The organism is Streptomyces sp. NPDC050549 (genome assembly GCF_040655035.1).
Lineage (GTDB): Bacteria > Actinomycetota > Actinomycetes > Streptomycetales > Streptomycetaceae > Streptomyces.
Window position 1 is genome coordinate 1 of sequence record NZ_JBFAJD010000014.1, and the last position, 19,017, is coordinate 19,017.

The 19,017-nt window shown below is 71.1% G+C and carries 21 protein-coding genes and 3 pseudogenes; 8 read left to right on the top strand and 16 right to left on the bottom strand.

Translation table 11 applies throughout. The annotated features are described in order from the left end of the window. The first annotated feature begins 298 nt into the window (after nucleotides 1-298). On the top strand, nucleotides 299-1,135 hold the full coding sequence (locus tag AB0I51_RS21270; RefSeq protein ID WP_362977322.1) for a hypothetical protein: 837 nt from the start codon (nucleotides 299-301) through the stop codon (nucleotides 1,133-1,135). A gap of 509 nt (nucleotides 1,136-1,644) precedes the next feature. Here AB0I51_RS21270 and AB0I51_RS21275 read toward each other — a convergent pair. Then, a pseudogene (locus tag AB0I51_RS21275) lies at nucleotides 1,645-1,977 on the bottom strand (DUF302 domain-containing protein); the annotation flags it as partial. Between the two features lie 27 nt (nucleotides 1,978-2,004). On the opposite strand from AB0I51_RS21275, the pseudogene AB0I51_RS21280 reads away from it, so the two are divergent. Beyond that, nucleotides 2,005-2,460 (top strand): annotated as a pseudogene (locus AB0I51_RS21280) (sulfite exporter TauE/SafE family protein); the annotation flags it as partial. Nucleotides 2,461-2,490: 30 nt separating this feature from the next. Here AB0I51_RS21280 and AB0I51_RS21285 read toward each other — a convergent pair. Further along, the gene (locus tag AB0I51_RS21285) at nucleotides 2,491-2,778 is read right to left on the bottom strand and encodes a metal-sensitive transcriptional regulator (RefSeq protein WP_101403955.1); all 288 of its coding nucleotides are present in this window, start codon (nucleotides 2,776-2,778) and stop codon (nucleotides 2,491-2,493) included. An 83-nt stretch (nucleotides 2,779-2,861) separates the two neighbouring features. Between AB0I51_RS21285 and AB0I51_RS21290 the strand changes: the two genes are divergently transcribed. Next, nucleotides 2,862-3,449, top strand: coding sequence for a rhodanese-like domain-containing protein (locus AB0I51_RS21290; protein ID WP_362977324.1), 588 nt, complete (start codon nucleotides 2,862-2,864; stop codon nucleotides 3,447-3,449). 48 nt (nucleotides 3,450-3,497) lie between these two features. Here AB0I51_RS21290 and AB0I51_RS21295 read toward each other — a convergent pair whose 3' ends face one another. Genes AB0I51_RS21295 through AB0I51_RS21305 form a run of 3 tightly spaced genes read right to left on the bottom strand, consistent with a single transcriptional unit; the run spans nucleotide 3,498 to nucleotide 6,064 of the window. Further along, complete coding sequence (locus AB0I51_RS21295; protein WP_362977326.1) at nucleotides 3,498-3,869, bottom strand: thioredoxin family protein; 372 nt, start codon at nucleotides 3,867-3,869, stop codon at nucleotides 3,498-3,500. 51 nt (nucleotides 3,870-3,920) lie between these two features. Next, entirely contained in the window at nucleotides 3,921-5,615 is a 1,695-nt protein-coding gene (locus AB0I51_RS21300; RefSeq protein WP_362977328.1) for an aminotransferase class V-fold PLP-dependent enzyme, read from the bottom strand. Then, nucleotides 5,612-6,064, bottom strand: coding sequence for an OsmC family protein (locus AB0I51_RS21305; RefSeq protein ID WP_362977330.1), 453 nt, complete (start codon nucleotides 6,062-6,064; stop codon nucleotides 5,612-5,614). The genes AB0I51_RS21300 and AB0I51_RS21305 overlap by 4 nt, the downstream gene beginning before the upstream one ends. A 275-nt stretch (nucleotides 6,065-6,339) precedes the next feature. Here AB0I51_RS21305 and AB0I51_RS21310 point away from each other — a divergent pair, with 275 nt between their 5' ends. The 4 genes and pseudogenes from AB0I51_RS21310 to AB0I51_RS21325 form a co-directional block, all read left to right on the top strand. Beyond that, entirely contained in the window at nucleotides 6,340-7,581 is a 1,242-nt protein-coding gene (locus tag AB0I51_RS21310) for an FAD/NAD(P)-binding oxidoreductase (RefSeq protein ID WP_362977332.1), read from the top strand. Between the two features lie 35 nt (nucleotides 7,582-7,616). Then, nucleotides 7,617-7,934 (top strand): TusE/DsrC/DsvC family sulfur relay protein, encoded by a 318-nt coding sequence (locus tag AB0I51_RS21315; protein WP_262063326.1) that lies wholly within the window; start codon nucleotides 7,617-7,619, stop codon nucleotides 7,932-7,934. A gap of 64 nt (nucleotides 7,935-7,998) precedes the next feature. Then, the gene (locus AB0I51_RS21320) at nucleotides 7,999-8,472 is read left to right on the top strand and encodes a DsrE/DsrF/DrsH-like family protein (protein ID WP_362977334.1); all 474 of its coding nucleotides are present in this window, start codon (nucleotides 7,999-8,001) and stop codon (nucleotides 8,470-8,472) included. Between the two features lies 1 nt (nucleotide 8,473). Next, nucleotides 8,474-8,842: pseudogene (locus AB0I51_RS21325) on the top strand (PIG-L family deacetylase); the annotation flags it as partial. Nucleotides 8,843-9,205: 363 nt separating this feature from the next. Here the strand turns inward: AB0I51_RS21325 and AB0I51_RS21330 are convergent. After that, nucleotides 9,206-9,499: a hypothetical protein gene (locus tag AB0I51_RS21330; protein WP_362977336.1), complete on the bottom strand. Its 294-nt coding sequence runs from the start codon at nucleotides 9,497-9,499 to the stop codon at nucleotides 9,206-9,208. Between the two features lie 285 nt (nucleotides 9,500-9,784). Here AB0I51_RS21330 and AB0I51_RS21335 point away from each other — a divergent pair, with 285 nt between their 5' ends. After that, nucleotides 9,785-10,462, top strand: a complete 678-nt coding sequence (locus AB0I51_RS21335) for a peroxiredoxin (protein WP_362977338.1) — start codon at nucleotides 9,785-9,787, stop codon at nucleotides 10,460-10,462. A gap of 25 nt (nucleotides 10,463-10,487) precedes the next feature. On the opposite strand, the gene AB0I51_RS21340 is transcribed toward AB0I51_RS21335, so the two are convergent. The 10 genes from AB0I51_RS21340 to AB0I51_RS21385 all read right to left on the bottom strand — a co-directional run bounded on the left by AB0I51_RS21340 (nucleotide 10,488) and on the right by AB0I51_RS21385 (nucleotide 18,869). Continuing rightward, nucleotides 10,488-11,093 (bottom strand): class I SAM-dependent methyltransferase, encoded by a 606-nt coding sequence (locus AB0I51_RS21340; protein WP_362977340.1) that lies wholly within the window; start codon nucleotides 11,091-11,093, stop codon nucleotides 10,488-10,490. A gap of 267 nt (nucleotides 11,094-11,360) precedes the next feature. Then, nucleotides 11,361-11,576, bottom strand: a complete 216-nt coding sequence (locus AB0I51_RS21345) for a hypothetical protein (RefSeq protein ID WP_362977342.1) — start codon at nucleotides 11,574-11,576, stop codon at nucleotides 11,361-11,363. 28 nt (nucleotides 11,577-11,604) lie between these two features. Continuing rightward, nucleotides 11,605-11,814: a hypothetical protein gene (locus AB0I51_RS21350; RefSeq protein ID WP_362977691.1), complete on the bottom strand. Its 210-nt coding sequence runs from the start codon at nucleotides 11,812-11,814 to the stop codon at nucleotides 11,605-11,607. A gap of 64 nt (nucleotides 11,815-11,878) precedes the next feature. Further along, nucleotides 11,879-12,844, bottom strand: a complete 966-nt coding sequence (locus AB0I51_RS21355; RefSeq protein ID WP_362977344.1) for a sulfite exporter TauE/SafE family protein — start codon at nucleotides 12,842-12,844, stop codon at nucleotides 11,879-11,881. Beyond that, on the bottom strand, nucleotides 12,841-13,422 hold the full coding sequence (locus AB0I51_RS21360; RefSeq protein WP_362977346.1) for a rhodanese-like domain-containing protein: 582 nt from the start codon (nucleotides 13,420-13,422) through the stop codon (nucleotides 12,841-12,843). The genes AB0I51_RS21355 and AB0I51_RS21360 overlap by 4 nt, the downstream gene beginning before the upstream one ends. A 91-nt stretch (nucleotides 13,423-13,513) precedes the next feature. Beyond that, a complete protein-coding gene (locus AB0I51_RS21365) occupies nucleotides 13,514-14,899 on the bottom strand; it encodes a rhodanese-like domain-containing protein (protein ID WP_362977348.1) in 1,386 nt (461 codons plus the stop codon). 126 nt (nucleotides 14,900-15,025) lie between these two features. Further along, nucleotides 15,026-16,255 carry an FAD/NAD(P)-binding oxidoreductase gene (locus AB0I51_RS21370; RefSeq protein ID WP_362977350.1) on the bottom strand — a complete coding sequence of 410 codons (1,230 nt, stop codon included), beginning with the start codon at nucleotides 16,253-16,255 and terminating at the stop codon, nucleotides 15,026-15,028. 46 nt (nucleotides 16,256-16,301) lie between these two features. Then, entirely contained in the window at nucleotides 16,302-16,628 is a 327-nt protein-coding gene (locus AB0I51_RS21375) for a rhodanese-like domain-containing protein (protein ID WP_362977352.1), read from the bottom strand. 68 nt (nucleotides 16,629-16,696) lie between these two features. Further along, nucleotides 16,697-18,184 carry a HAMP domain-containing sensor histidine kinase gene (locus AB0I51_RS21380; RefSeq protein ID WP_362977354.1) on the bottom strand — a complete coding sequence of 496 codons (1,488 nt, stop codon included), beginning with the start codon at nucleotides 18,182-18,184 and terminating at the stop codon, nucleotides 16,697-16,699. Then, the gene (locus tag AB0I51_RS21385; RefSeq protein ID WP_362977356.1) at nucleotides 18,174-18,869 is read right to left on the bottom strand and encodes a response regulator transcription factor; all 696 of its coding nucleotides are present in this window, start codon (nucleotides 18,867-18,869) and stop codon (nucleotides 18,174-18,176) included. The genes AB0I51_RS21380 and AB0I51_RS21385 overlap by 11 nt, the downstream gene beginning before the upstream one ends. Nucleotides 18,870-19,017 lie beyond the last annotated feature (148 nt).

Below are 19,017 nucleotides of genomic sequence, written 5' to 3' on the forward strand. Positions count from 1 at the left end.
CGACCGTGGCAGCCGCCTGGGACCGGCTGCTCCACGAAGCGACAGACAGGCGCCGCACTTCGACGGACAGCGACTGTGATCACGCCGGGGCCCGGTACCAGGAGAACCGCGTCAGAGACGGGAACGGCGACGCCGAAAGCCCGACCCCGGGTACCGGCCGTCAGCCAACGGGGCGATGAACAGCAACACGGCGAGTCGCCGTGCCGGACGAGGCATGACGACGTGGCCCGGAGGCCGCATCTCCGCCGCGCCCGCCAACACCACCACGGAGAAGGACCCAGCGGAAGGAACAGTCGTCATGTCTACGACACACAGTGCGCGAGCCCACCACGAGCGCTGGCTGGAAATCAGCGAGTACTGGACGCCCGAGCGGATGGCCGCGGCCATACCGGAAGAGGTCCCCACCATGGCCGAGGAGACTCCGGCGCCGCCGTCCGCCCTGCCCGGCGCATTCAAAACGACCCTGGTGCAGAACCCGGCCACCAGCTCCTACTACCGGCGGGCAGGTGCCCTGTTCTACGTGCGCGAGGGAGTGGACCTTCGGGGCAGCGCGTCGGCCATCACCCACAACGGCATCCTGACCGCCGCTCACTGCCTGTACGGGAGCAAGGTGCGCAAGTACCCGACCAAGGCGGCCTACGTGCCCGGTTATCGGGACCTTCAGGAACCCTTGGGCCAGTGGCCCCTGTTCGGTGAGCCCGTCGTGCCCGACCGGTGGAAGGCAGAGGTCAACCGCGCCTGGGACTACGGATTCAGCAAAGTCGGACTGGGCGGCAAGAACGGCTTCAGCGTGCTGGGCAACGTGACCGGGCACTTCGAGCTCCTCGTCGACCGGCCCGAGGTCCGTGAGTGGGACGTCCTCGGCTACCCGGCGGTTGCCGTACCCGGCTACCTGTTCGACGGGCATCGCATGTGGAGCTGCCAGGGCGGCTTCACCCGCCAGCCCACCCTGAACACCATCGGGAAGGAAGGGAATCTGACACCGGGGTCAAGCGGTGGCCCCTGGTTGGTCCCCGGGCACCTTTACGTCAACGGCGTGGAGAGCTATGAGGACGGCAATCTCCCGGGCGAGAACTTCTCGCCCTACTTCGACAGCGATGTGCTGAAGCTGTACCAGAAGGCGTTCCAGTCCTGACCACGCGGGCACACGACGGCCGACCACGCCCACGACGTCGCGCTGCATCTCATCCGGCGGCAACCGGTGAGATCGCGTAGGCGAGGATCTCGATCTTGGGCGTGGGGCGGGTGACGAGTCCGTCCGCCCCGCAGACGGGGCAGGGGGTGAGGCGGTCGCCGGGGTAGTCCCGTCCGCAGCCGAGGCAGGTCAGCGTGTCGGCAGCCGTGGCCCAGGTCACCGTGGCGTGTGCCGCGGGGCTGCCAGTCGTGGCGTGCCGCGTCGGCGTCGATGCCGAAACCGAGGGTGAGGGTCACACGGCGCACCGGGCGGCCGTCCACTGCTGCGGCGAGCGCGCAGACGGCGGTGATCCACGGCACCGCCCAGGGGCGCGTTTCCGGCCGTTCGTCCACCAACTCGTGGGGTATCAGGGCCAGGACGGCTCGTCCGCCCGTGCACCCCGCAGCCGGCAGCGGATGCAGGCGCTCGCTCGGCGTTCCGTCAGCTGTCCGCGTCGCGTCGGCCGTGGTGAGGGAGGCGAGGGCGGCGTCGAGGCGCTGGATGGCCTCTTCGGCGACGGGGCGTAGCGCGTCGAGTCCGGTGAGGGCGACCATCGTGTTCGGGTCGAGTGCCTGTACGGCGGTGCGGTCGCCGTCGGTGCGGACGACGACGTTGCAGGGGAGCAGCAGGCCGATGGTGCGGTCGGTGTCCAGGGCGCGGTGGGCGAGGGGCGGGTTGCAGGCGCCGAGGATGACGTAGTCCTCCATGTCGTGGTCGAGCTTGGCCTTGAGTGTGGCGGTGACGTCGATCTCGGTGAGGATGCCGAATCCCTGTGCGGCGAGGGCTTCGCGGACGCGGCTCACGGTGGTGGCGAAGTCGGTGTCGAGGTGGCCGTGCTGACAGCGGCCTTCGGCGTGGTCGCGGGAGCGGCCGCCCTGCGCATGCTGCGGTCCCGGCCGGCCGCGGAGGGCGCCGTGACGGTGCGGCCGGTGCGGGTAGCGGCAGCCGGTGGCGGGCTCGGCGCGGTCACCGGTGTCCTCGGTGTCGGCGGCGGCTTCCTCGCCGTACCGGCGCTGGTGGGGGTGCTGGGCCTGCGGATGCGCTACGCGGTGGGCACCAGCCTGCTCGTCATCACCGTCAACTCGCTGGCCGCGCTGGCGATGCGCGCCGGTACGGTCGAGGGGCTGGACTGGTCGGTCGTCGGGCCGTTCGTCGCGGCTGCGATCCTCGGGGCCTGGGACGGCAAGCGGCTTGCCGTGAAGGTCTCCGGGCACACGCTTCAGCGGGTCTTCGCGCTGGTGCTGCTGGCGGTGGCGGCCTTCATGCTGACCGACGCGGCGGCATGACGCGCCGCGGCGGACAGACCCGGGTGGACTCTATGCCAGGGACAGGAACAGCTTCTCCAGGCGGGCGCGCATCTGCTGGGCGTCCTCGCCGTTCTTGCGGCCGGACTCGATGTCGGTCATGCACTGCTGCATGCCGGTCGCGATGATCGCGAAACCGGCACGGTCCAGCGCGCGGGAGGCGGCGGCGAGCTGGGTGACGACGTCCTCGCAGTCGCGCCCCTCCTCGATCATCCGGATCACGCCGGAGATCTGACCCTGCGCACGGCGCAGGCGGTTCAGCACGGACTTCAGGTCCGCACCCTCAAGCTCCAGCTCCACGACCACTCCTCAAAGAAAATACCCCTAGGGGTACTGTACGTCCCGGTTCGGGACGGCGTCGACCATGAAGGATCACATCTGACATGACCAGCTCTCCCCTCCCCGTCACCCTCGCCACCGAGCAGGCCCGTACCCGGCTGCACGAGCTCACCGTCATCGACGTGCGCACACCCGCCGAGTACGCCTCCGGCCATCTCCCCGGCGCCCTCAACATCCCCCTGGACCACGTCCGCCGCGCCCTGCCGGAGATACGCCACGCCTCGGAGCAGGGTGACGTCCTCGTCGTGTGCGCTTCCGGCGCCCGCTCCGGGAACGCCTGCAAGCTCCTGTCCGAGCAGGGCATACCGACCGCCACCCTCGCCGGGGGCACCGGCGCCTGGGCCGCCGACGGCCACGACCTGCACCGTCCGGCCGCCTGCGACACCCGGGCCGGCTGGAGCATGGAGCGCCAAGTGCGCTTCACCGCCGGCACGGCGGTGCTCCTGGGACTCCTCCTCGGCCTGCTCGTGCACCCGGCCCTCCTGCTGATCTCGGCCGGTATCGCGGGCGGTCCGGTCTTCTCCGCCCTCACGAACACCTGTGGCATGGCGGCCGTGCTCGGCAAGCTGCCGCACAACCGCCCGCGCGCGGCCGATATCGATGCCGCGTTGGCTGCTCTGCGCAGCCGCTGAACCCCACGTTCCAGGGCGCCCGTGGAGACTCCATGGGCGCCCTGGAGGTCAGTTCGCTCCCGCCGAGCCCGCGGCGGCCTTCCGGCGCACGTCGTCCATGTCGACGGCCCTGATCTTTCCGATGAGCTCCTCCAGGGCCTGCGGCGGCAGGGAGCCCGGCTGCGAGTACAGGACGGTCCGGTCGCGGACGGCCATCAGGGTGGGGATGGAGGAGATGCGGAAGCCCGCGGCTAGTTCGGGCTGCGCCTCGGTGTCGACCTTGCCGAAGACGATGTCCGGGTGGCTCTCGGCCGCCTTGTCGTACACGGGGGCGAACCTGCGGCACGGTCCGCACCATGCCGCCCAGAAGTCGATCAGTACGATCTCCGAACCGGTGACGGTCTCCTCGAAGTTGTCCTTGGTCAGTTCCACGGTGGGCATGGTTTCCGGTCTCCTCTCGTATACCCGGTGGGGTATCTGGATCCCTTCGGTTCAACCGGTGCCGGTCCGGGTTTGTTCCAGGCAGACGGGCGGTAGCGGGAACCAGCGCATCCGCTCGAAGTCGGCCGGCAGCCCGGTGGGGTCGTCGTCGAGGGAATCCGCACGGCAGGTCAACACCTCGCGCGCACGGTCGAGCTGGCCCGACAGCGCTTCCTCGCCCAGCCGATGGTGGCGGACCGTCGACGCGGTGATCCGTCCGTCGGCGGTGAAGCGCACGTCGGTCAGCCGCAGCGGGGGAGAGGCCGGGCCGGTGCGGTGGCGCCACAGGCCGGTGTGCGGGTCGAAGCGGTAGTCGGGCAGGAGCCGGTGGCCGCGCGCGGCGATCAGGTCGACCGAGTCGATGAGGTAGTCGCGGACGGTGTCGCTGATGAAGTAGTTGAAGTTCAGGCGGATCCAGCCGGGTTTGATGCCGTCGCAGCCGTGGACGACCTCGTCGAGCAGGGCATGGGAGGTGGCGGCGTCGATGGCGAGCAGGCGGTGCCCGTAGGGGCCGGCGCAGGAGCAGCCGCCGCGGGCCTGGATGCCGAAGAGGTCGTTGAGCAGGGCGACGACGTAGTTGTGATGCAGGTAGGTGTGGTCGCCGTGCCGGATGCGGAACGAGATGATGGACAGGCGGCGGGCGTGGTGGTTGCCGAGGATCTCGATGCCGGGGTCGCGGTCCCACCGGGCGAGCGCACGTTTCCAGTGCCGCTCCTCGGCGGCCTGGATGGTGTCGGTGCCGACGGCCTGCTTGAGGGCGAAGACCAGCCCGGCGCGGATGGACTCCACGATCGCCGGGGTGCCGCCCTCCTCGCGGGCGACCGGGTCGTCCAGATACCGGTGGCCGATCGGGTCGACGAAGGCGACTGTGCCGCCGCCCGGCGCGGTGGGCACCGGGTTGCGGACCAGCTCGCGGCGGACGACGAGGACGCCAGGGGTCTGCGGACCGCCGACGAACTTGTGCGGCGACAGGAAGACCGCGTCCTTGTGATCGCCCGCGCCGGGGGCGCTCTCGGCGACCCGGATCGGGACGTACGGGGCGGCGGCCGCGTAGTCCCAGAAGGACAGCGCGCCGTGCGCGTGCAGCAGCCGGGCGACGCGGTCGGTGTCGGTGAGGATGCCGGTGACGTTGGAGGCGGCGGAGAAGCTGCCGATACGCAGCGGCCGGCCGGCGTACCGGACCAACTGCGCCTCCAGCTCGCCGAGATCGATGTGACCGTCCGCGTCCTCGCCGATGACCACGACGTCGGCGACCGACTCCCGCCAGGGCAGTTCGTTGGAGTGGTGCTCGTACGGGCCGACGAACACGACCGGGCGCATGGCCTGCGGCAGCGGGTCGGTCCGGCGCAGTTCCAGGATGCCCACCAGCTTGTTGACCGCCGCGGTCGCTCCTGAGCCGCAGAAGATGACGAGGTCGTCCTCGCTGCCGCCGACCGCGTCGCGGATGATCCGCCGGGCGTCCTCCCGCAGCCGGGTCGTCTGCAGCCCGGTGCTGGAGCTCTCCGTGTGCGTGTTGCCGTACAGGGGCAGCACCTGCTCGCGCACGAAGTCCTCGACGAAGTCCAGGGAACGGCCGGAGGCGGTGTAGTCGGCGTAGACGAGGCGCCGGGGGCCGTAAGGGCCCTCCAGCACCTCGCCGTCGCCGATGAGGCCGCGGCGGATGCGGGCCAGAAGGGGGGAGGCGGGCGGTGCCAGGCGCGCGCTCATGGTGCCAGCCCGATGCCGATCTCGGGCGGCTGCTGCAGTGTGTTGTGGACCGTGCAGCGCGAGGCGACGGCGAGCAGGGCCGCGCGGCGCTGCTCGGACAGTCCGGGCGGCGGGACGATCGTGACGTGCACGGAGGCCACGCGGGCGGGCCGGTCGGTGGCCATGGTGAATTCCGTACGGACACGCAGCCCGGCCTGGTCCAGGCCGTGGCGATGCAGGAAACGGCCCGCGTAGAAGGCGACGCAGGTGGCCAGGGAGGCGGCGAACAACTCGGTGGGAGTGGGTGCGATGTCGGTGCCGCCCGCCTCGACGGGCTGGTCGACATGCAAGCGGTGGCCGCGGATGTCCACGGTGTAGATGTCGCCTTGGGCGTGGGTCACCTCGAAGCGGTGCACGTCCGCGTCCTGCGGCTGGATCGTGGGGAGGGTCTGCGGTGCGGTGCCGGTCATGGCCGGACCTCTCTCGTCGGCGTCGACTGCTGCCAGTTCCAGTCGACCGCGAACCGCGCTGCTGATCGAGAGGCCGACGGGGTGTGCCAGGGGCCGTTCGGCCCTCGCGCCGGAAGCCGTCGCGACATACCCTGGTAGGTATTTTTTCTGGAGGTTCATGGCGGGCCGGCGGCGCGCTGGGCCTGCGGGGGCGGGGCGAAGACATACCCGGGTGGGTACCGGATGGGGACCTGTGGCCCATGCCCGGGCCTCATCTCCCGCACGACAGTGGGGGCATGGGCACACACATCGTGATACTCGGAGGCGGCACCGGAGGCACGCTGACGGCCAACCGGCTGCGCCGCATGTACGACGAGGACGACTGCCGGATCACCGTGGTCGACCAGGACGACGACCACGTCTACCAGCCCGGCCTGCTGTTCGTCCCCTTCGGGGCGGCCCAGCCGCACCACCTCGTCCGCTCCCGCCCGCAGCAGCTGCACGCCGCCGTCGACTACAAACAGGCACGCATCGAGCGGGTCGACCTGGAGGCACGGACGGTGCACCTCAGCGGCGGCATCCGGCTGACCTACGACGTCCTCGTAGTCGCCACCGGCGCCACCCTCCTCCCGGAGGAGACCGAGGGGCTGACCGGTCCCGGCTGGGGCGAGAAGGTCTTCACCTTCTACGACCTGCCCGGCGCCGTCGGCCTGCAGCACGCCCTGGAGCACTTCGAGAGCGGGCGCGTCGTGGTGAACGTGGCCGACCTGCCCATCAAGTGCCCGGTCGCACCACTGGAGTTCGCCTTCCTCGCCGACTGGTACTTCCAGCGGCGCGGCATCCGCGACAAGGTCCAGTTGACGTACGCCACCCCGCTGGACGGCGCCTTCACCAAGCCCGTCGCCGCCGAGGCGCTGGGTGGGCTGCTGGCCGCCAAGGGCATCGAGCTGGTCACCGAGTTCACGCTCGGCGAGGTCGACGGCGAGGGCGGCCGGCTGCTGTCGTACGACGAGCGCGAGGTGCCCTTCGACCTGGCGGTGGTCGTGCCGCTGCACGGAGGAGCCGAGTACGTCGAACGCTCCCCGGGCCTCGGCGACGAACTGGGCTTCATCCCTGTCGACCAGCACACCCTCCAACACCCCCGGCATCCCGAGGTGTTCGCGATCGGCGACGCGGCCGGGCTGCCGGCGTCCAAAGCCGGTTCGGTGGCGCACTTCGCGGGGGAGACGCTCACGCACAACATCGGCCGCTTCCTGGCCGGGCAGTCGCTGGACGCGACCTTCGACGGGCACACCAACTGCTTCGTCGAGACCGGCTTCCACAAGGCCCTGCTCATCGACTTCAACTACGACACCGAGCCGCTGCCCGGCCACTTCCCGGCTGCTCTCGGCCTGCCGCTGCTGAAGGAGTCGCACGCCAACCACCTCGGCAAGCTCGCCTTCGAGTGGCTGTACTGGCACAGCCTCCTGCCCGGCCGGGAACTGCCCGGCATCGACTCGGCGATGCCCGAGCACGGCAAGCACCACGTCCACGCCTGAACGTCTGAACCGTCTGAGCGAAGGAGAACGCCGCCATGCCCACCGCCACCTACGGCTCCACAGCCGTCCCCGTCGACGACGAGGGATTCTTCACCGATCCCGACCGCTGGACCGAGCCCATGGCCGAGCAGATCGCCCACGAGGCGGGCATCGAGGCGCTGACCGACCGGCACTGGACGGTCATCCACTTCATGCGCGCCGAATACGCCGCCAAGGGCACCGGCCCCACGGTCCGCGTCCTCGGCAAGACATCCGGCGTGAGCGTCAAGGAGCTCTACCAGCTCTTCCCCAAGGGGCCCGCCAAGACCGCGGCGAAGATCGCCGGAATCCCCAAGCCCCGCGGCTGCATCTGACCTCCCGGTCACCGCCTCCGCCATCACCTCCGCCACCGTCTCTGTCATCGAGGAGCACGCCGTCATGGCCGACACCGCAACGATCGAGAAGGTCTCGATCATCGTCTCCAAGGGATCCCTGGAAGGGATCTACCCGGCCCTGATCATGGCCAACGGCGCCCGCGCCGAAGGCATCGAGGCCGACCTGTTCTTCACCTTCTTCGGCCTCGACGCCATCACGAAGAAGCGCTGGGAGCACATCAAGCTGGCCACCGTCGGCAACCCGGGCCTCCACCTGCCCACCCTGCTGGGCGGCATGCCGGGCGTCCCCGACCTGGTCACCCGGTACATGGAACGCAAAATGGACAAGCTCGACATCCCGCCGATCCCCGAGTTCATCGAGATGATCGCCGACACCGGCGCCGGCATCTACGCCTGCAAGGCGTCGGTCGACCTCTTCGAACTCGACAAGGACGACCTCGTCGAACACGTCCAGGACATCATCACGGTCGGCGAGTTCTACGAGCACGCGGCCGGCGGCCAGATCATCTACACCTGAGATGACCGGTACTGGCTCGGGGCGCGGTCTGCCGGACGGAGTGCGGCGTGTGCTGGCGGTGGTCGCCCATCCCGACGACGAGTCGTTCGGGCTGGGCGCACTGCTGGCCCTGCTGTCCGAGGGCGGCGTGCCCACGACGGTCCTCTGCTTCACCCACGGTGAGGCGTCCACCCTGCACGGCAGGCCCGGCGACCTGCACACCGTCCGCGCGGGCGAGTTCGCCTGCGCCGCACGGGAACTGGGCGTCCAGCGCGTGGAACTGGCCGGACATCCGGATGGCGGTCTGAGCGACATCCCGTTGGACCGGCTCACCGCCCACGTCACCGGCCTCATCGGCGAGGAGCGCCCCAGTCACCTGCTCGTGTTCGACACGGAAGGTGTCACAGGACACCGGGACCACCGACGAGCCACCGAGGCCGCGCTGTCGGCCGCCCGCCGGGCCGGTGTTGCGATGCTGGGCTGGACGCTGCCCCAGGAGGTGGCGGACCGGTTGAACGCCGGGTTCGGCACGTCCTTCAAGGGTCGTGACCGGGCCGAGTGCCGAGTCGTCGAACCCGTGTCACGGCAGCGGCAGCGCCGCGCCATCGCCTTCCCCCAGTCTCGGCTTCGCTCGACCGGGAGGGACCCCCATCGCCAGCCGGTCGTCGGACAATCCGGTGCTCTGGCGCCGTCTGGAACCCTTCGGCGACCGCGAATACCTGCGGATCCTGGGGTGACGTGCCCGTCGCCGAAGTCAGAAGGAAGGGTCGCTCTTCGGTGGCGACCCGAGGGTGTCGGTGCCGCGCTCGGCCAGGCCGGCGTGCAGGAGGAGCCGGCGGGCCAGGTCGCGGGCCTCGTCGGCGGTCAGCGCCGCCCACACTCCCGGCTCGCCGCCCTGGTCCTGGCCCACGTCCAGGGTGACCCGGGTGATGGGTCGGTGTGCGGGAGCGAGCCGCAGACACCGCACCGCGATCCTGCGCCCGCAGGTCGTCACAAGACAGGTGTCCTCGGTTGTCCTGGCAGGTCCGTCATGTCCTGCTGTCGCCATCGGGCTCACGCTCCTTCGCCGGGTCCGGTCGCGGTCCCCGGGCACCGACTACGACTTGCATACCCGGAGGGGTATAAGGAACAGCGCGGTGCGAGGCCGAATTGTTCCGCCCCCGCCCCCGCCCGCGCCCGGGTGTTCCCGTGCGATGCGGGGAGGGTCTCGTCGGACAGCAGACGCAAGGGCCGATGGGGGCGAATGTCAGGCCGTGTGGTCCTGCACCGACCAGGGTCCTGAAAATACCCTGGGGAGTATCCGAATCCGTGATCGTCCGGGAGGGATCCTCCGATGACCGTCTCTGACCAACTGGCCGAGTCCACCGAGTACACCCGTCTGCCTCTCATCGGCGACAGGGCGCCGGGCTTCGAGGCCGAGTCCACCCACGGCCCGGTCAGCCTGACCGACTACGCCGGCCACTGGCTGGTGCTCTTCAGTCACCCGGCCGACTTCACCCCGGTGTGCACCACCGAATTCGTCGCCTTCACCGAACTCGCCGACGAGTTCGCCGCCCGCAACACCGCCCTGCTCGGCAACTCCGTGGACTCCGTCCACAGCCACCTCGCCTGGACCCGCGCGATCGAGGAGAAGTTGGGCGTACGGATCCCGTTCCCGATCATCGCCGACCTGGACATGCGCGTCTCGCACGCCTACGGCATGCTCCACCCGAACACCTCCGGCACCGCCGCCGTACGCGCCGTCTTCGTCATCGACCCTGAGCAGACCATACGGGCGGTGCTGTACTACCCGATGAACGCCGGACGCATGATCCCCGAGATCCTGCGGCTCGTCGACGCCCTGCAGACCTCCGACCGCGACGGCGTCTCCTGCCCCGCCAACTGGCATCTCGGCGAGGATGTCGTCCTGGGCGCCCCGCGCACCCAGGCGGAACTGGATGCCCGGCTGGTCGACGACAGCGTCAAGCTCACCGACTGGTACCTGGCGACGAAGCCCGGCACGCCATCCTGACCCGGTATGGCCTCGTCGGACGGTCTCATCGCCGTACGGCGTGGACGAGCGCGTCGAGGGCCGTACGGCTTCCGCCCTCGGCGTCGGTCACCGGCCGGGTGACCGTCTCGGCCCGCAGGATGTCGGCGTACGGCCGCCACAGATCGGCAACCTGCCCGGCGCTGTAGAGCACGCGTGGATCCTGCGGGCCGCCGTGACCGTGCTCGGGATTGGCCGCGTCGTGGCCGACGAGCAGCAGGGTTCCGCCCTCGCGTACGGCAGTGGCGGCCCGGGGCAGTATCTGTGACATCTCCGGCCACGGCAGGTGCAGATAGGCGATCAGCGCCAGGTCGTACGTCGCCTCGCGGGGAGCCCAGGCCGTGAGATCGGTGCGGACGGTGTGCAGCCGCACGCCGCGGCCGGCGGCCATCTGCTCGGCCTTCTCCAGCGCGACGGCGGAGAAGTCGACGGCGTCCACCTCCCAGCCCCGTTCCGCGAGCCAGACCGCGTTGCGTCCCTCACCGGCGGCGATATCCACCGCCCACCCCGACGGCTCCAGACCGGCCAGCTCCTCCTCGACGAACCGGTTGGGCTCGGCCTTCCACACCAGCTCGCTGCCCCGGTACCGCTCGTCCCAGCCCGCTGCGTCCATCGTGCGTACCCCATTCCTCCGGTCGTTCCGGGTCAGTGGAATCCTCGTCCGTGCCGTTGCCGCCGTCCGGGTCTTCCGCGTCGTCCCCGGCGAGCAGATACGGGTAGGGGCGGCTGCTGGGATCCGGGGCGATGCAGGCGTTGCAGGGACGAGAGCGGTCGATGACGCACTTCGGCGCCGGTCTCGTGCCGCGCCGCCCGCATCGTCCCGGGTGTCGAAGCCGGCGGACAGCTGCCGTGCGGCGCGTTTGAAGGCCAGAACGGGAACCTAGTGCCGGACACGCGCGTCCGCGAAGTGCGTGAACGCCTCTGCCGTCGCCAGTGTCTCGGCCGGGACATCCGCGAACCGGCTCATGAGCCGCGTCCGGACGTGTTGGCGGGCGCGCTGGTCCGCCGCTGGTGTCGCTGGGGCGGCCGGGTGGGTGTCGGGGCAGTGGCGGCCCGGCTGGATGGCCGACCCGGTGATGACGGGGAAGGGAAACACCTGCACCCCCTGGGACAGGGCGCCCGGGTCATGCGAGCGCCAGGAACAGTTTCTCCAGTTCGGCCTCGGTCAGCGGAGGAATGTGTCCCTGCTGTCGTTCGGTCAGGCACTGCAGCATGCCGCTGGCCACTATCTTGAAGCCGGCCCGGTCCAGGGCGTGGGAGACCGCGGCCAGTTGTCCCTGCGCCCGACGCAGCCGGTTGAGCACTTCGGCCTGCGAGTCGTGCACCTCGTTCACGAGTGCCGTGTCCTTCACGGGGCATCTCCTTGGGGGCGTGTTCGTCGGAGGCGGGGTTACGCTGCTACGTGTCGAGCGGTGACCGGGCGGCGTGGCTGGACGTCGTGTCCTGGTGTGAGGGATGCGGGTACGGGCGACCGTCCTCCTCGACTGCGGGCCCTGACGCGTCGTCCGCCCGGTCCCGGGTCCGCCCGGAGCGGCGTAGCACGTACCAGCTGAACAGGGCCCCGGCGGTCGCGGCCGTCATGGACCAGACCCATGGATTCGTCACGAGGGCGTGGCGCACGCCCGGGGGCATCTGCTGGACCAGCACGAAGACGCCCATGGCGGCGACGAACCAGCCGAAGGCCCGGCGCAGCGCGTCCTGCGGGATGCGCCCGGCGAGACGGCCGCCGACCAGGCTGCCGACGACTGCGGTCGACGTGACGACGGCAGCGAGCGCCCAGTCGATGTGCACACCGGAGAGATGACCGGCGAACCCCGCGAACGACTGGAGGGCGATCACCTGCAGCGACGTGGCGGCGGCGACGGACATCGGCAGCCCGCCGAACAGGGCCAGCGCGGGGACGATGAGGAAGCCGCCGCCCGCACCGATCAGCCCGGTGACGAGGCCGACGGCGACGCCGTTCAACAGGACGGGCCCCACGGGAAGTTCGTGGCGGATCTGCTGCGGCTTCCGACGGCCGCGGATCATGACGACGGCGGTGGCGATCATCATGAGGGCGAACAGGAGGAGCAGCACGGTGCCGGGGACGAACGCCGCCAACCGGCCGCCCGCGTACGCGCCGCTCATGCCGGCCACGCCGAACATCAGCCCGGTGCGCCACCGCACCCGCCCGGCACGGGCGTGCGGGACGACTCCGGCGGCGCTGGTCACGCCGACGACGAACAGGGAGGTGGCGATCGCCTCCTTGGTCTCCATCCCGGCCAGGTAGACGAGGACCGGCACGGTCAGGATGGACCCGCCCCCGCCCAGGACGCCCAGGCCGGCCCCGATCAGCAGGGACGAGGCGACGACCAGGGCGATCACGACGGGCCCCGCAGGGCGGCGACGACCGTGTCGAGGTCGGCGCGCGGGCCGCGGTTGTAGGGCAGCTTCGCCAGCAGCATGCCCAGCGCGCAGGTGTTGGTGAGCGCGGCGACGGTCAGCCCGGCCCCGACGGCTGTGCCGATCAGGTGCAGTCCGGGCAGGAACAGGCCCGCGATACCGGTGACCACCACAATGGATCCGGCGACCAGGCGCACCTGGCGTTCCAGGTCCCAGCGTTCGGGGCCGCGGGTGAGCGGGCCTCCGGCGGTCTCCCACGCCATGACGCCGCCGTCGAGGACGCGCAGGTTGGGCAGTCCGGCTTCGGCCAGGGCCTGTTCGGCCTGGGCGGCGCGGGCGCCGGAGCGGCAGATGAGTATGACGTCCTCGTCGAGGTGGTGCAGCAGCTCGCCGCGGTGCTCGCGCAGGGTGTCGAGGGGCACGTTGTAGGAGCCGGGGATGTGGGCGGTGCGGAACTCGCCGGGCGTACGCACGTCCAGCAGGCGCGGGCCTTCGCCCTCCTGGGTCAGCTCGCGCAGGGTCGCGGGATCGAGTCGGGGTTTGCCGGCACTGGTGGTCATCGGGGGTCCCTGCTGTCTGTGAAGCGTTCTTCTTGTGAGGGGGACCGGGCGGCAGCCGACGGTTTCGGCCGCCGCCCGGGAGCGGGGTGGATCAGACGTCGGCCGATGCGGGCAGGGCGAGCCAGGCTCCGTAGCCGCCGAGCAGGTCGGAGACGTCGGTGCGGTCCTCGTGGCGCAGCAGGCTGGCCGCGATGGAGGAGCGGTGGCCGCCCGCACAGTGGACGACCAGGGGCCGGTCGTCCGGGATCTCGTCGATACGGCGGGCCAGTTCGGCGAGCGGGATGTGCAGGGAGCCCTCGATGAATCCCTCTTCGCGCTCGGCGGTGTTGCGCACGTCCAGGACCAGCGGGGGTTCGTCGCCGCCGAGCAGGTGGCGCAGCTCGTCGGCGGTCAGGCGGCTGGCCTGTTCCATCTCGTCGGCCAGCGCGGGGAAGGCGCCCTCGGGCTCGCGGAGATAGCCGCCGACCTTGTCGAAGCCGATCCGGGCGAGCCGGGTGACGACCTCCTCCTCGCGGTCCTGCGGTGCGATGACGACGACGTCCTGCTCGGGGGCGACGACCATGCCGGCCTGCTCGGCGAAGCGGCCGTCCGCGGGCACGTTGACCGACCCACGCAGATACCCGGGCGCGAAGTCCTGCGGCGAGCGGGCGTCGAGGACGATCGCCCCCGCCGCGCGTCGCTGCATGAACTCCTCGACGGACAGCGGCCGGGGCGCGGAGGTTGCGTCGAACAGTCCGTGCTCCTTGCGGTTGAGGATGGCGTCGTAGACGAAGTACGCGGGCGCGGACGGCTGGCCCTCGGTCACCAGCGAGACGAACCTCTTCTCGCTCATCGGGCGGCAGGCGTAGTTGGTGGCGCGCTGTTCGCCGATGGTGGACTGGCGCTGGGTGGAGAGGTTCTTGCCGCAGGCGGAGCCGGCGCCGTGTGCGGGGAAGACGCGCACCGCGTCCGGGAGGGCCATCAGCTTGTGCTGGATGGTGTCGTAGAGCATCTTGCCGAGTTCGTCGGCGGTCACGCCGATCGAGGCGAGCAGGTCGGGCCGGCCCACGTCGCCGATGAACAGCGCGTCGCCGGTCAGCACGCCGTAGGGGACGGTGTCGCCGGCGTGCTCGTACACCAGGACGCTGATCGACTCCGGTGTGTGGCCGGGGGTTTCGAGGATCTGCAGCTGGACGTCGCCGAGGCTGATGCGCTCGCCGTCGGTCAGTTTGCGGATGGGGTACTCCGCCTCGGCACGCTGCCCGTAGCCGATCCAGGCGCCGGCACGGTCGGCCAGCTCCAGGTGACCGGCGAGGAAGTCCGCGTGGAAGTGGGTGTTGAGAACGGCCTCGATGGTGAAACCGTGCTCGGCGGCGTCCGTGAGGTATTCGGAGACGTCGCGGCGCGGGTCGACGACGACGGCCTTGCCGGTGGTCTCGTCGGCGATCATGTAGGACGCCTGGGAGAGGCAGTCGAGGTAGTACTGGGCGAAGAACATGGGCGGGTGACCTCCGTGTCAGAAGGATTTGATTACCCCGGGGGGTATATGGCGGGGTCTGATCCGCCCTTGTCGGAGGGCGGGAGTGGTGGTCGGCCCGGGTCGGGGGATGCCCGGGCCGACCGGTCAGAGGCGGCCGGTGAGCATGCCGTGCCAGTACACCGGCGGCAGGCCGTACCGCTTGAACACCCACATCGTGCGCCGCTCCTTGAAGGGGTCGAGCAGGGGGAACGAGGGTGTGGGGTTGAGGTCGTAGTCGAACTCGGCGAGCAGCATCCGGTCGCGGGCGGTCACCAGCGGGCAGGACGTGTAGCCGTCGTAACGGTGTGACGGAGCCCGGCCGTTCATGACGTCGAGCAGATTGCCGGCTGCGACCGGGGCCTGCTTGCGCACCGCGGCACCGGTCTTCGAGGTGGGCAGGTTCGCCACGTCACCGAGCGCGAAGACATTGTCGTAGGAGGGGTGTTGGAGCGTGTGCTTGTCCGCGGTGACGAACCCCTGCGGGCTTGCCGGGTCGGCGAGCGGGCCCGTCTTGATCCAGTCGGGGGCGCTCTGCGGCGGCACGGCGTGCAGGAGGTCGTAGCCGATGGTCTCCTTCGTGCCGTTCGCATGGTCGGTGACGGTGACCTCGCGGGCGTCGCCGTCGACGGCGGTCATCTCGGAGCGCAGCCGCACCTCGATCCCGTAGCGGGCGGCCACCTTCTCCAGTACCTGTGACCAGGCGGGCACCTTGAACATCGCCGCGTCCGGGATGACGAGGATGACGCGGATGTCGTCCAGGACCTTCTGCTTGCGCCAGTGGTCGGCGGCCAGGTAGGCGATCTTCTGCGGGGCGCCGCCGCACTTCAGGGGTGTGGCCGGGTGGGTGAAGACGGCCGTGCCCGAGCGCATGTTCTTGATCAGGTCCCAGGTGCGCGGGGCGTACTCGGGTGCGTAGTTGCTGCTCACCCGGTCGTGGCCGATCGCATCGGCCAGGCCCGGCACGCCGCCCCAGTCGAGCTGGAGGCCGGGCGTCAACACCAGATGCTCGTAGGTGAGTTCGTCTCCGCCGGAGAGGGTCACCGCGCGGGCTTCGGGATCGACGGACTGGGCGCGCCGGCGGATCCAGCGCACGCCGTCGGGTATCACGGACGCTTCGGGGCGGCGGGTGGTGTGCAGGGGTGCCTGACCACCGCCGACCAGGGTCCACAGCGGTTGGTACCAATGGGTGTCGGACGGTTCGATCAGGGTGATGTCGCTGACGCCGGCGCGGCGCAGGCGGGCGGCGACGCTGATGCCGGCGCTGCCGCCGCCGATGACGGCGACGCGGTGGCGACCGGAGATCGGGGCGTCGGTGGGGGAGGGTGTGGCGGCCAAGGCGGTGCTCCTTTCCGGCTGGCCGTTGTGCGGGTGTCGGCCGGGGTCAGGCGGCGTGCTCGTGCGAACCGGCCGCGACCGGACGTCCGGCGCGGGCCCAGGCGGAGGTGCCGCCGGCCACGGAGCAGGCGTCGATGCCGCGGGAGGTCATCAGGTCGGCGGCGGTCCTGCTGCGGTTGCCGCTGGCGCAGATCACGAACACCGGGCGGTCGGTGGGCAGTTCACCGCACCTCCCGGGCACGGTGCGCAGCGCCATCGGTCGCGCGCCCGGTACGTGCCCGGCCGTGTACTCGTCCGCTTCCCGGACGTCGACCACGAGCGCGCCGTCGGCCCAGGCCGCCGCGAACGCTTCCTGTGTCACTTCACGAGCCACTTCATTGCCTCCTCAATTACCCCTGGGGGTATCTCTCCGGCGAGAGTACGGCGGTCCGGAGGGGAGCGTCAAATACCCCTAGGGGTATTTGCCTGGGAGGTAAGACGTGGCTCGACGCCGGGGGCGGAAACGAGCCGTGAGCCGTGTGGCGCGGACCTGGGCAGCCGCAGCGTCATCCGCATCCCGCCGCCCGGTCCGGAGTCCGCCGTGACCGTGCCGCCGTGGGCGGTGACCAGCTCCTTGACCACGGCCAGACCGATGCCGCTGCCGCCCGCGGAACGAGCGCGGGCCCCGCGCCACAGACGGTCGAAGACGTGTGGCAGCTCGTCGGTGGGAATGCCCGGACCGGTGTCCGACACCTCCACGAGAGCCTCAGAGGGCGTGGCGGAGGTGGTGACCGTGGCGGTGTCGCCGGGACGGCAGTGGCGGGCGACGTTGCTCAGCAGGTTGCCGAGGGCCTGGTGCAGGCGGTCGGCGTCCGCGCGGACCAGCAGGGGAGCGGGGCCGGGGGCGGTGCGTACGGTCAGCCCCGCCGTGCGAAGCTCGGCCTCGCGCTCGGCCACGGCGGCGGCGGCCAGGGCGGTCAGATCCACCTCGGCCAGGTGCAGGGACAGCCGGGCCGATTCAGCCTCCGCGAGTTCCCCGAGGTCACCGACGATGCGGCCCAGCCGCAAGGCCTGGTCGTGCAGGGAGGCCAGGCGCTCGGCCGACGGGTCGGCGTAGCCGTCGCGCAGTTCTTCCAGCCCCGCCTGCAACGAGGTCAGGGGCGTACGCAGCTCGTGGGCGACGTCCGCGGCGAGCCGGTGGCGGGCCTGCTCGACGTGGTTGACGTCGTCGGCCATGGCGTCGAAGGCGCGAGAGAGGTCGCCGAGTTCCCCGGGCGCGTCGACGCGGGCCCTCGCGGTGCGGTCTCCGCCGGCGAGCGCGCGGGCGGTGGCCGCGACCCGGACCACGGGAGCGGTCAGACGCCGGGTGACGAACCAGCTCACGGCCAACGCCAGGACGACGGCGCCGACGGCAGCCGCGGCCACCCAGCCCCAGGCGACGGACAGGCCCGCCGACCCGGAGCCGGCCGAGAAGACGAGACGTACGGAGCCGACGGTGCTGCCGTCGACCACCACGGGCGCGCTCGCGCCTGGTCCCGAGCCGGTGCCCTGCCCGTGATGCCCGGATCCTGAGCCGGACATGCCGTGCCCGTCCTCCGACCCGGCACCGTAGCCACCGGACATCATCTCGTCGTCCGCGTCCCGCACAGTGAGCACCGCGCCGGCGCCGGTTGCGACGGAGCGCGCGGCCGACAGGTCGGCCGATGCCCAGCCGCCCGCAGTCCGGTAGGCGTCGGCGGCGGCTGCGGCCACCCGGGAGGCGGTGCGCTGCCGGTCCGCCTGGTGGGCACTGCTGAGCCCGCGGTCGGTTCCGACGAGCGCAGCGACCGTCAGCAGGGCCACGGACGCGAGTGCCACCACGGCGAACGCGGCGAACAGCCGTCGGCCGAGCGGGCCGAGCCCACCGGACGGCCGAATGCCGGAGCGCGGCGAACGTGGCTCACGCGTCATGGGCCCACCCCAGCCGGTAGCCCACGCCCAGCACCGTCTCCACGAGGTCGGGGCCCGCGCTCCCGAGCTTGTGGCGCAGGTTCTTCACATGCGAGTCGATCGTCCGCTCGTACCCGGCGAACTCATAGCCGCGCACCCGGTTGACCAGCTCATAGCGCGAGTACACCCGCCCCGGCACCGACGCCAGTGTGGTCAGCAGACCCCACTCGGTGGGCGTCAACTCCAGGGAACAGCCGTCCAACACCGCCTCGTGTCGGGCCTCGTCGATCCGCAGCCGTCCTTCGCCGTACGACGCGACGGGCGCCGCCCCCGTCGCCGTACCCCGGGCGCGCTGCAGCACCGCACCCACCCGCAGCACCACCTCGGTGGGACTGAACGGCTTGGTCACGTAGTCGTCGGCGCCCAGCCGCAGCCCGTGGATGCGGTCTTCGACGGTGCTGCGCGCGGTCAGTACCACCACTGGCACCCGTCCGCGCTCGCGGGCCTCGCGCAGCACCTCGTCACCGTCCACGTCCGGCAGCCCGAGATCCAGGAGCGTCAGGTCGATCCCGCGCTCGCCGAGCAGCCGTACGGCCTCGGCGCCCGAGCCGGTCGTCAGCACGCCGTATCCGGCGCGTTCCAGGTAGCGGCGCAGCAGCTCGCGGATCTCCTTCTCGTCCTCGACGACGAGCACGGTGGTGGTCATGTCCCACACCTACGCGCCACGCGCACGCCCCCGGGAGGGGCCGAACAGCCCCAACCCGCCCGGCCGATGTCTCCATCCCGTCTCCACACGCACCGCACGGCGACTTCAGGGCCCGGCGCGACGGTGACGGTGTGGGAACGGGAGACGC

What these genes read in the sequence shown, in the direction of transcription:
- AB0I51_RS21270 (WP_362977322.1), top strand. Translation starts at nt 299, where the DNA reads ATGTCTACGACACACAGTGCGCGAGCCCACCACGAGCGCTGGCTGGAA.
- AB0I51_RS21290 (WP_362977324.1), top strand. Translation starts at nt 2,862, where the DNA reads ATGACCAGCTCTCCCCTCCCCGTCACCCTCGCCACCGAGCAGGCCCGT.
- AB0I51_RS21295 (WP_362977326.1), bottom strand. Translation starts at nt 3,869, where the DNA reads ATGCCCACCGTGGAACTGACCAAGGACAACTTCGAGGAGACCGTCACC.
- AB0I51_RS21300 (WP_362977328.1), bottom strand. Translation starts at nt 5,615, where the DNA reads ATGAGCGCGCGCCTGGCACCGCCCGCCTCCCCCCTTCTGGCCCGCATC.
- AB0I51_RS21305 (WP_362977330.1), bottom strand. Translation starts at nt 6,064, where the DNA reads ATGACCGGCACCGCACCGCAGACCCTCCCCACGATCCAGCCGCAGGAC.
- AB0I51_RS21310 (WP_362977332.1), top strand. Translation starts at nt 6,340, where the DNA reads ATGGGCACACACATCGTGATACTCGGAGGCGGCACCGGAGGCACGCTG.
- AB0I51_RS21315 (WP_262063326.1), top strand. Translation starts at nt 7,617, where the DNA reads ATGCCCACCGCCACCTACGGCTCCACAGCCGTCCCCGTCGACGACGAG.
- AB0I51_RS21320 (WP_362977334.1), top strand. Translation starts at nt 7,999, where the DNA reads ATGGCCGACACCGCAACGATCGAGAAGGTCTCGATCATCGTCTCCAAG.
- AB0I51_RS21330 (WP_362977336.1), bottom strand. Translation starts at nt 9,499, where the DNA reads ATGGCGACAGCAGGACATGACGGACCTGCCAGGACAACCGAGGACACC.
- AB0I51_RS21335 (WP_362977338.1), top strand. Translation starts at nt 9,785, where the DNA reads ATGACCGTCTCTGACCAACTGGCCGAGTCCACCGAGTACACCCGTCTG.
- AB0I51_RS21340 (WP_362977340.1), bottom strand. Translation starts at nt 11,093, where the DNA reads ATGGACGCAGCGGGCTGGGACGAGCGGTACCGGGGCAGCGAGCTGGTG.
- AB0I51_RS21360 (WP_362977346.1), bottom strand. Translation starts at nt 13,422, where the DNA reads ATGACCACCAGTGCCGGCAAACCCCGACTCGATCCCGCGACCCTGCGC.
- AB0I51_RS21365 (WP_362977348.1), bottom strand. Translation starts at nt 14,899, where the DNA reads ATGTTCTTCGCCCAGTACTACCTCGACTGCCTCTCCCAGGCGTCCTAC.
- AB0I51_RS21380 (WP_362977354.1), bottom strand. Translation starts at nt 18,184, where the DNA reads ATGACGCGTGAGCCACGTTCGCCGCGCTCCGGCATTCGGCCGTCCGGT.
- AB0I51_RS21385 (WP_362977356.1), bottom strand. Translation starts at nt 18,869, where the DNA reads ATGACCACCACCGTGCTCGTCGTCGAGGACGAGAAGGAGATCCGCGAG.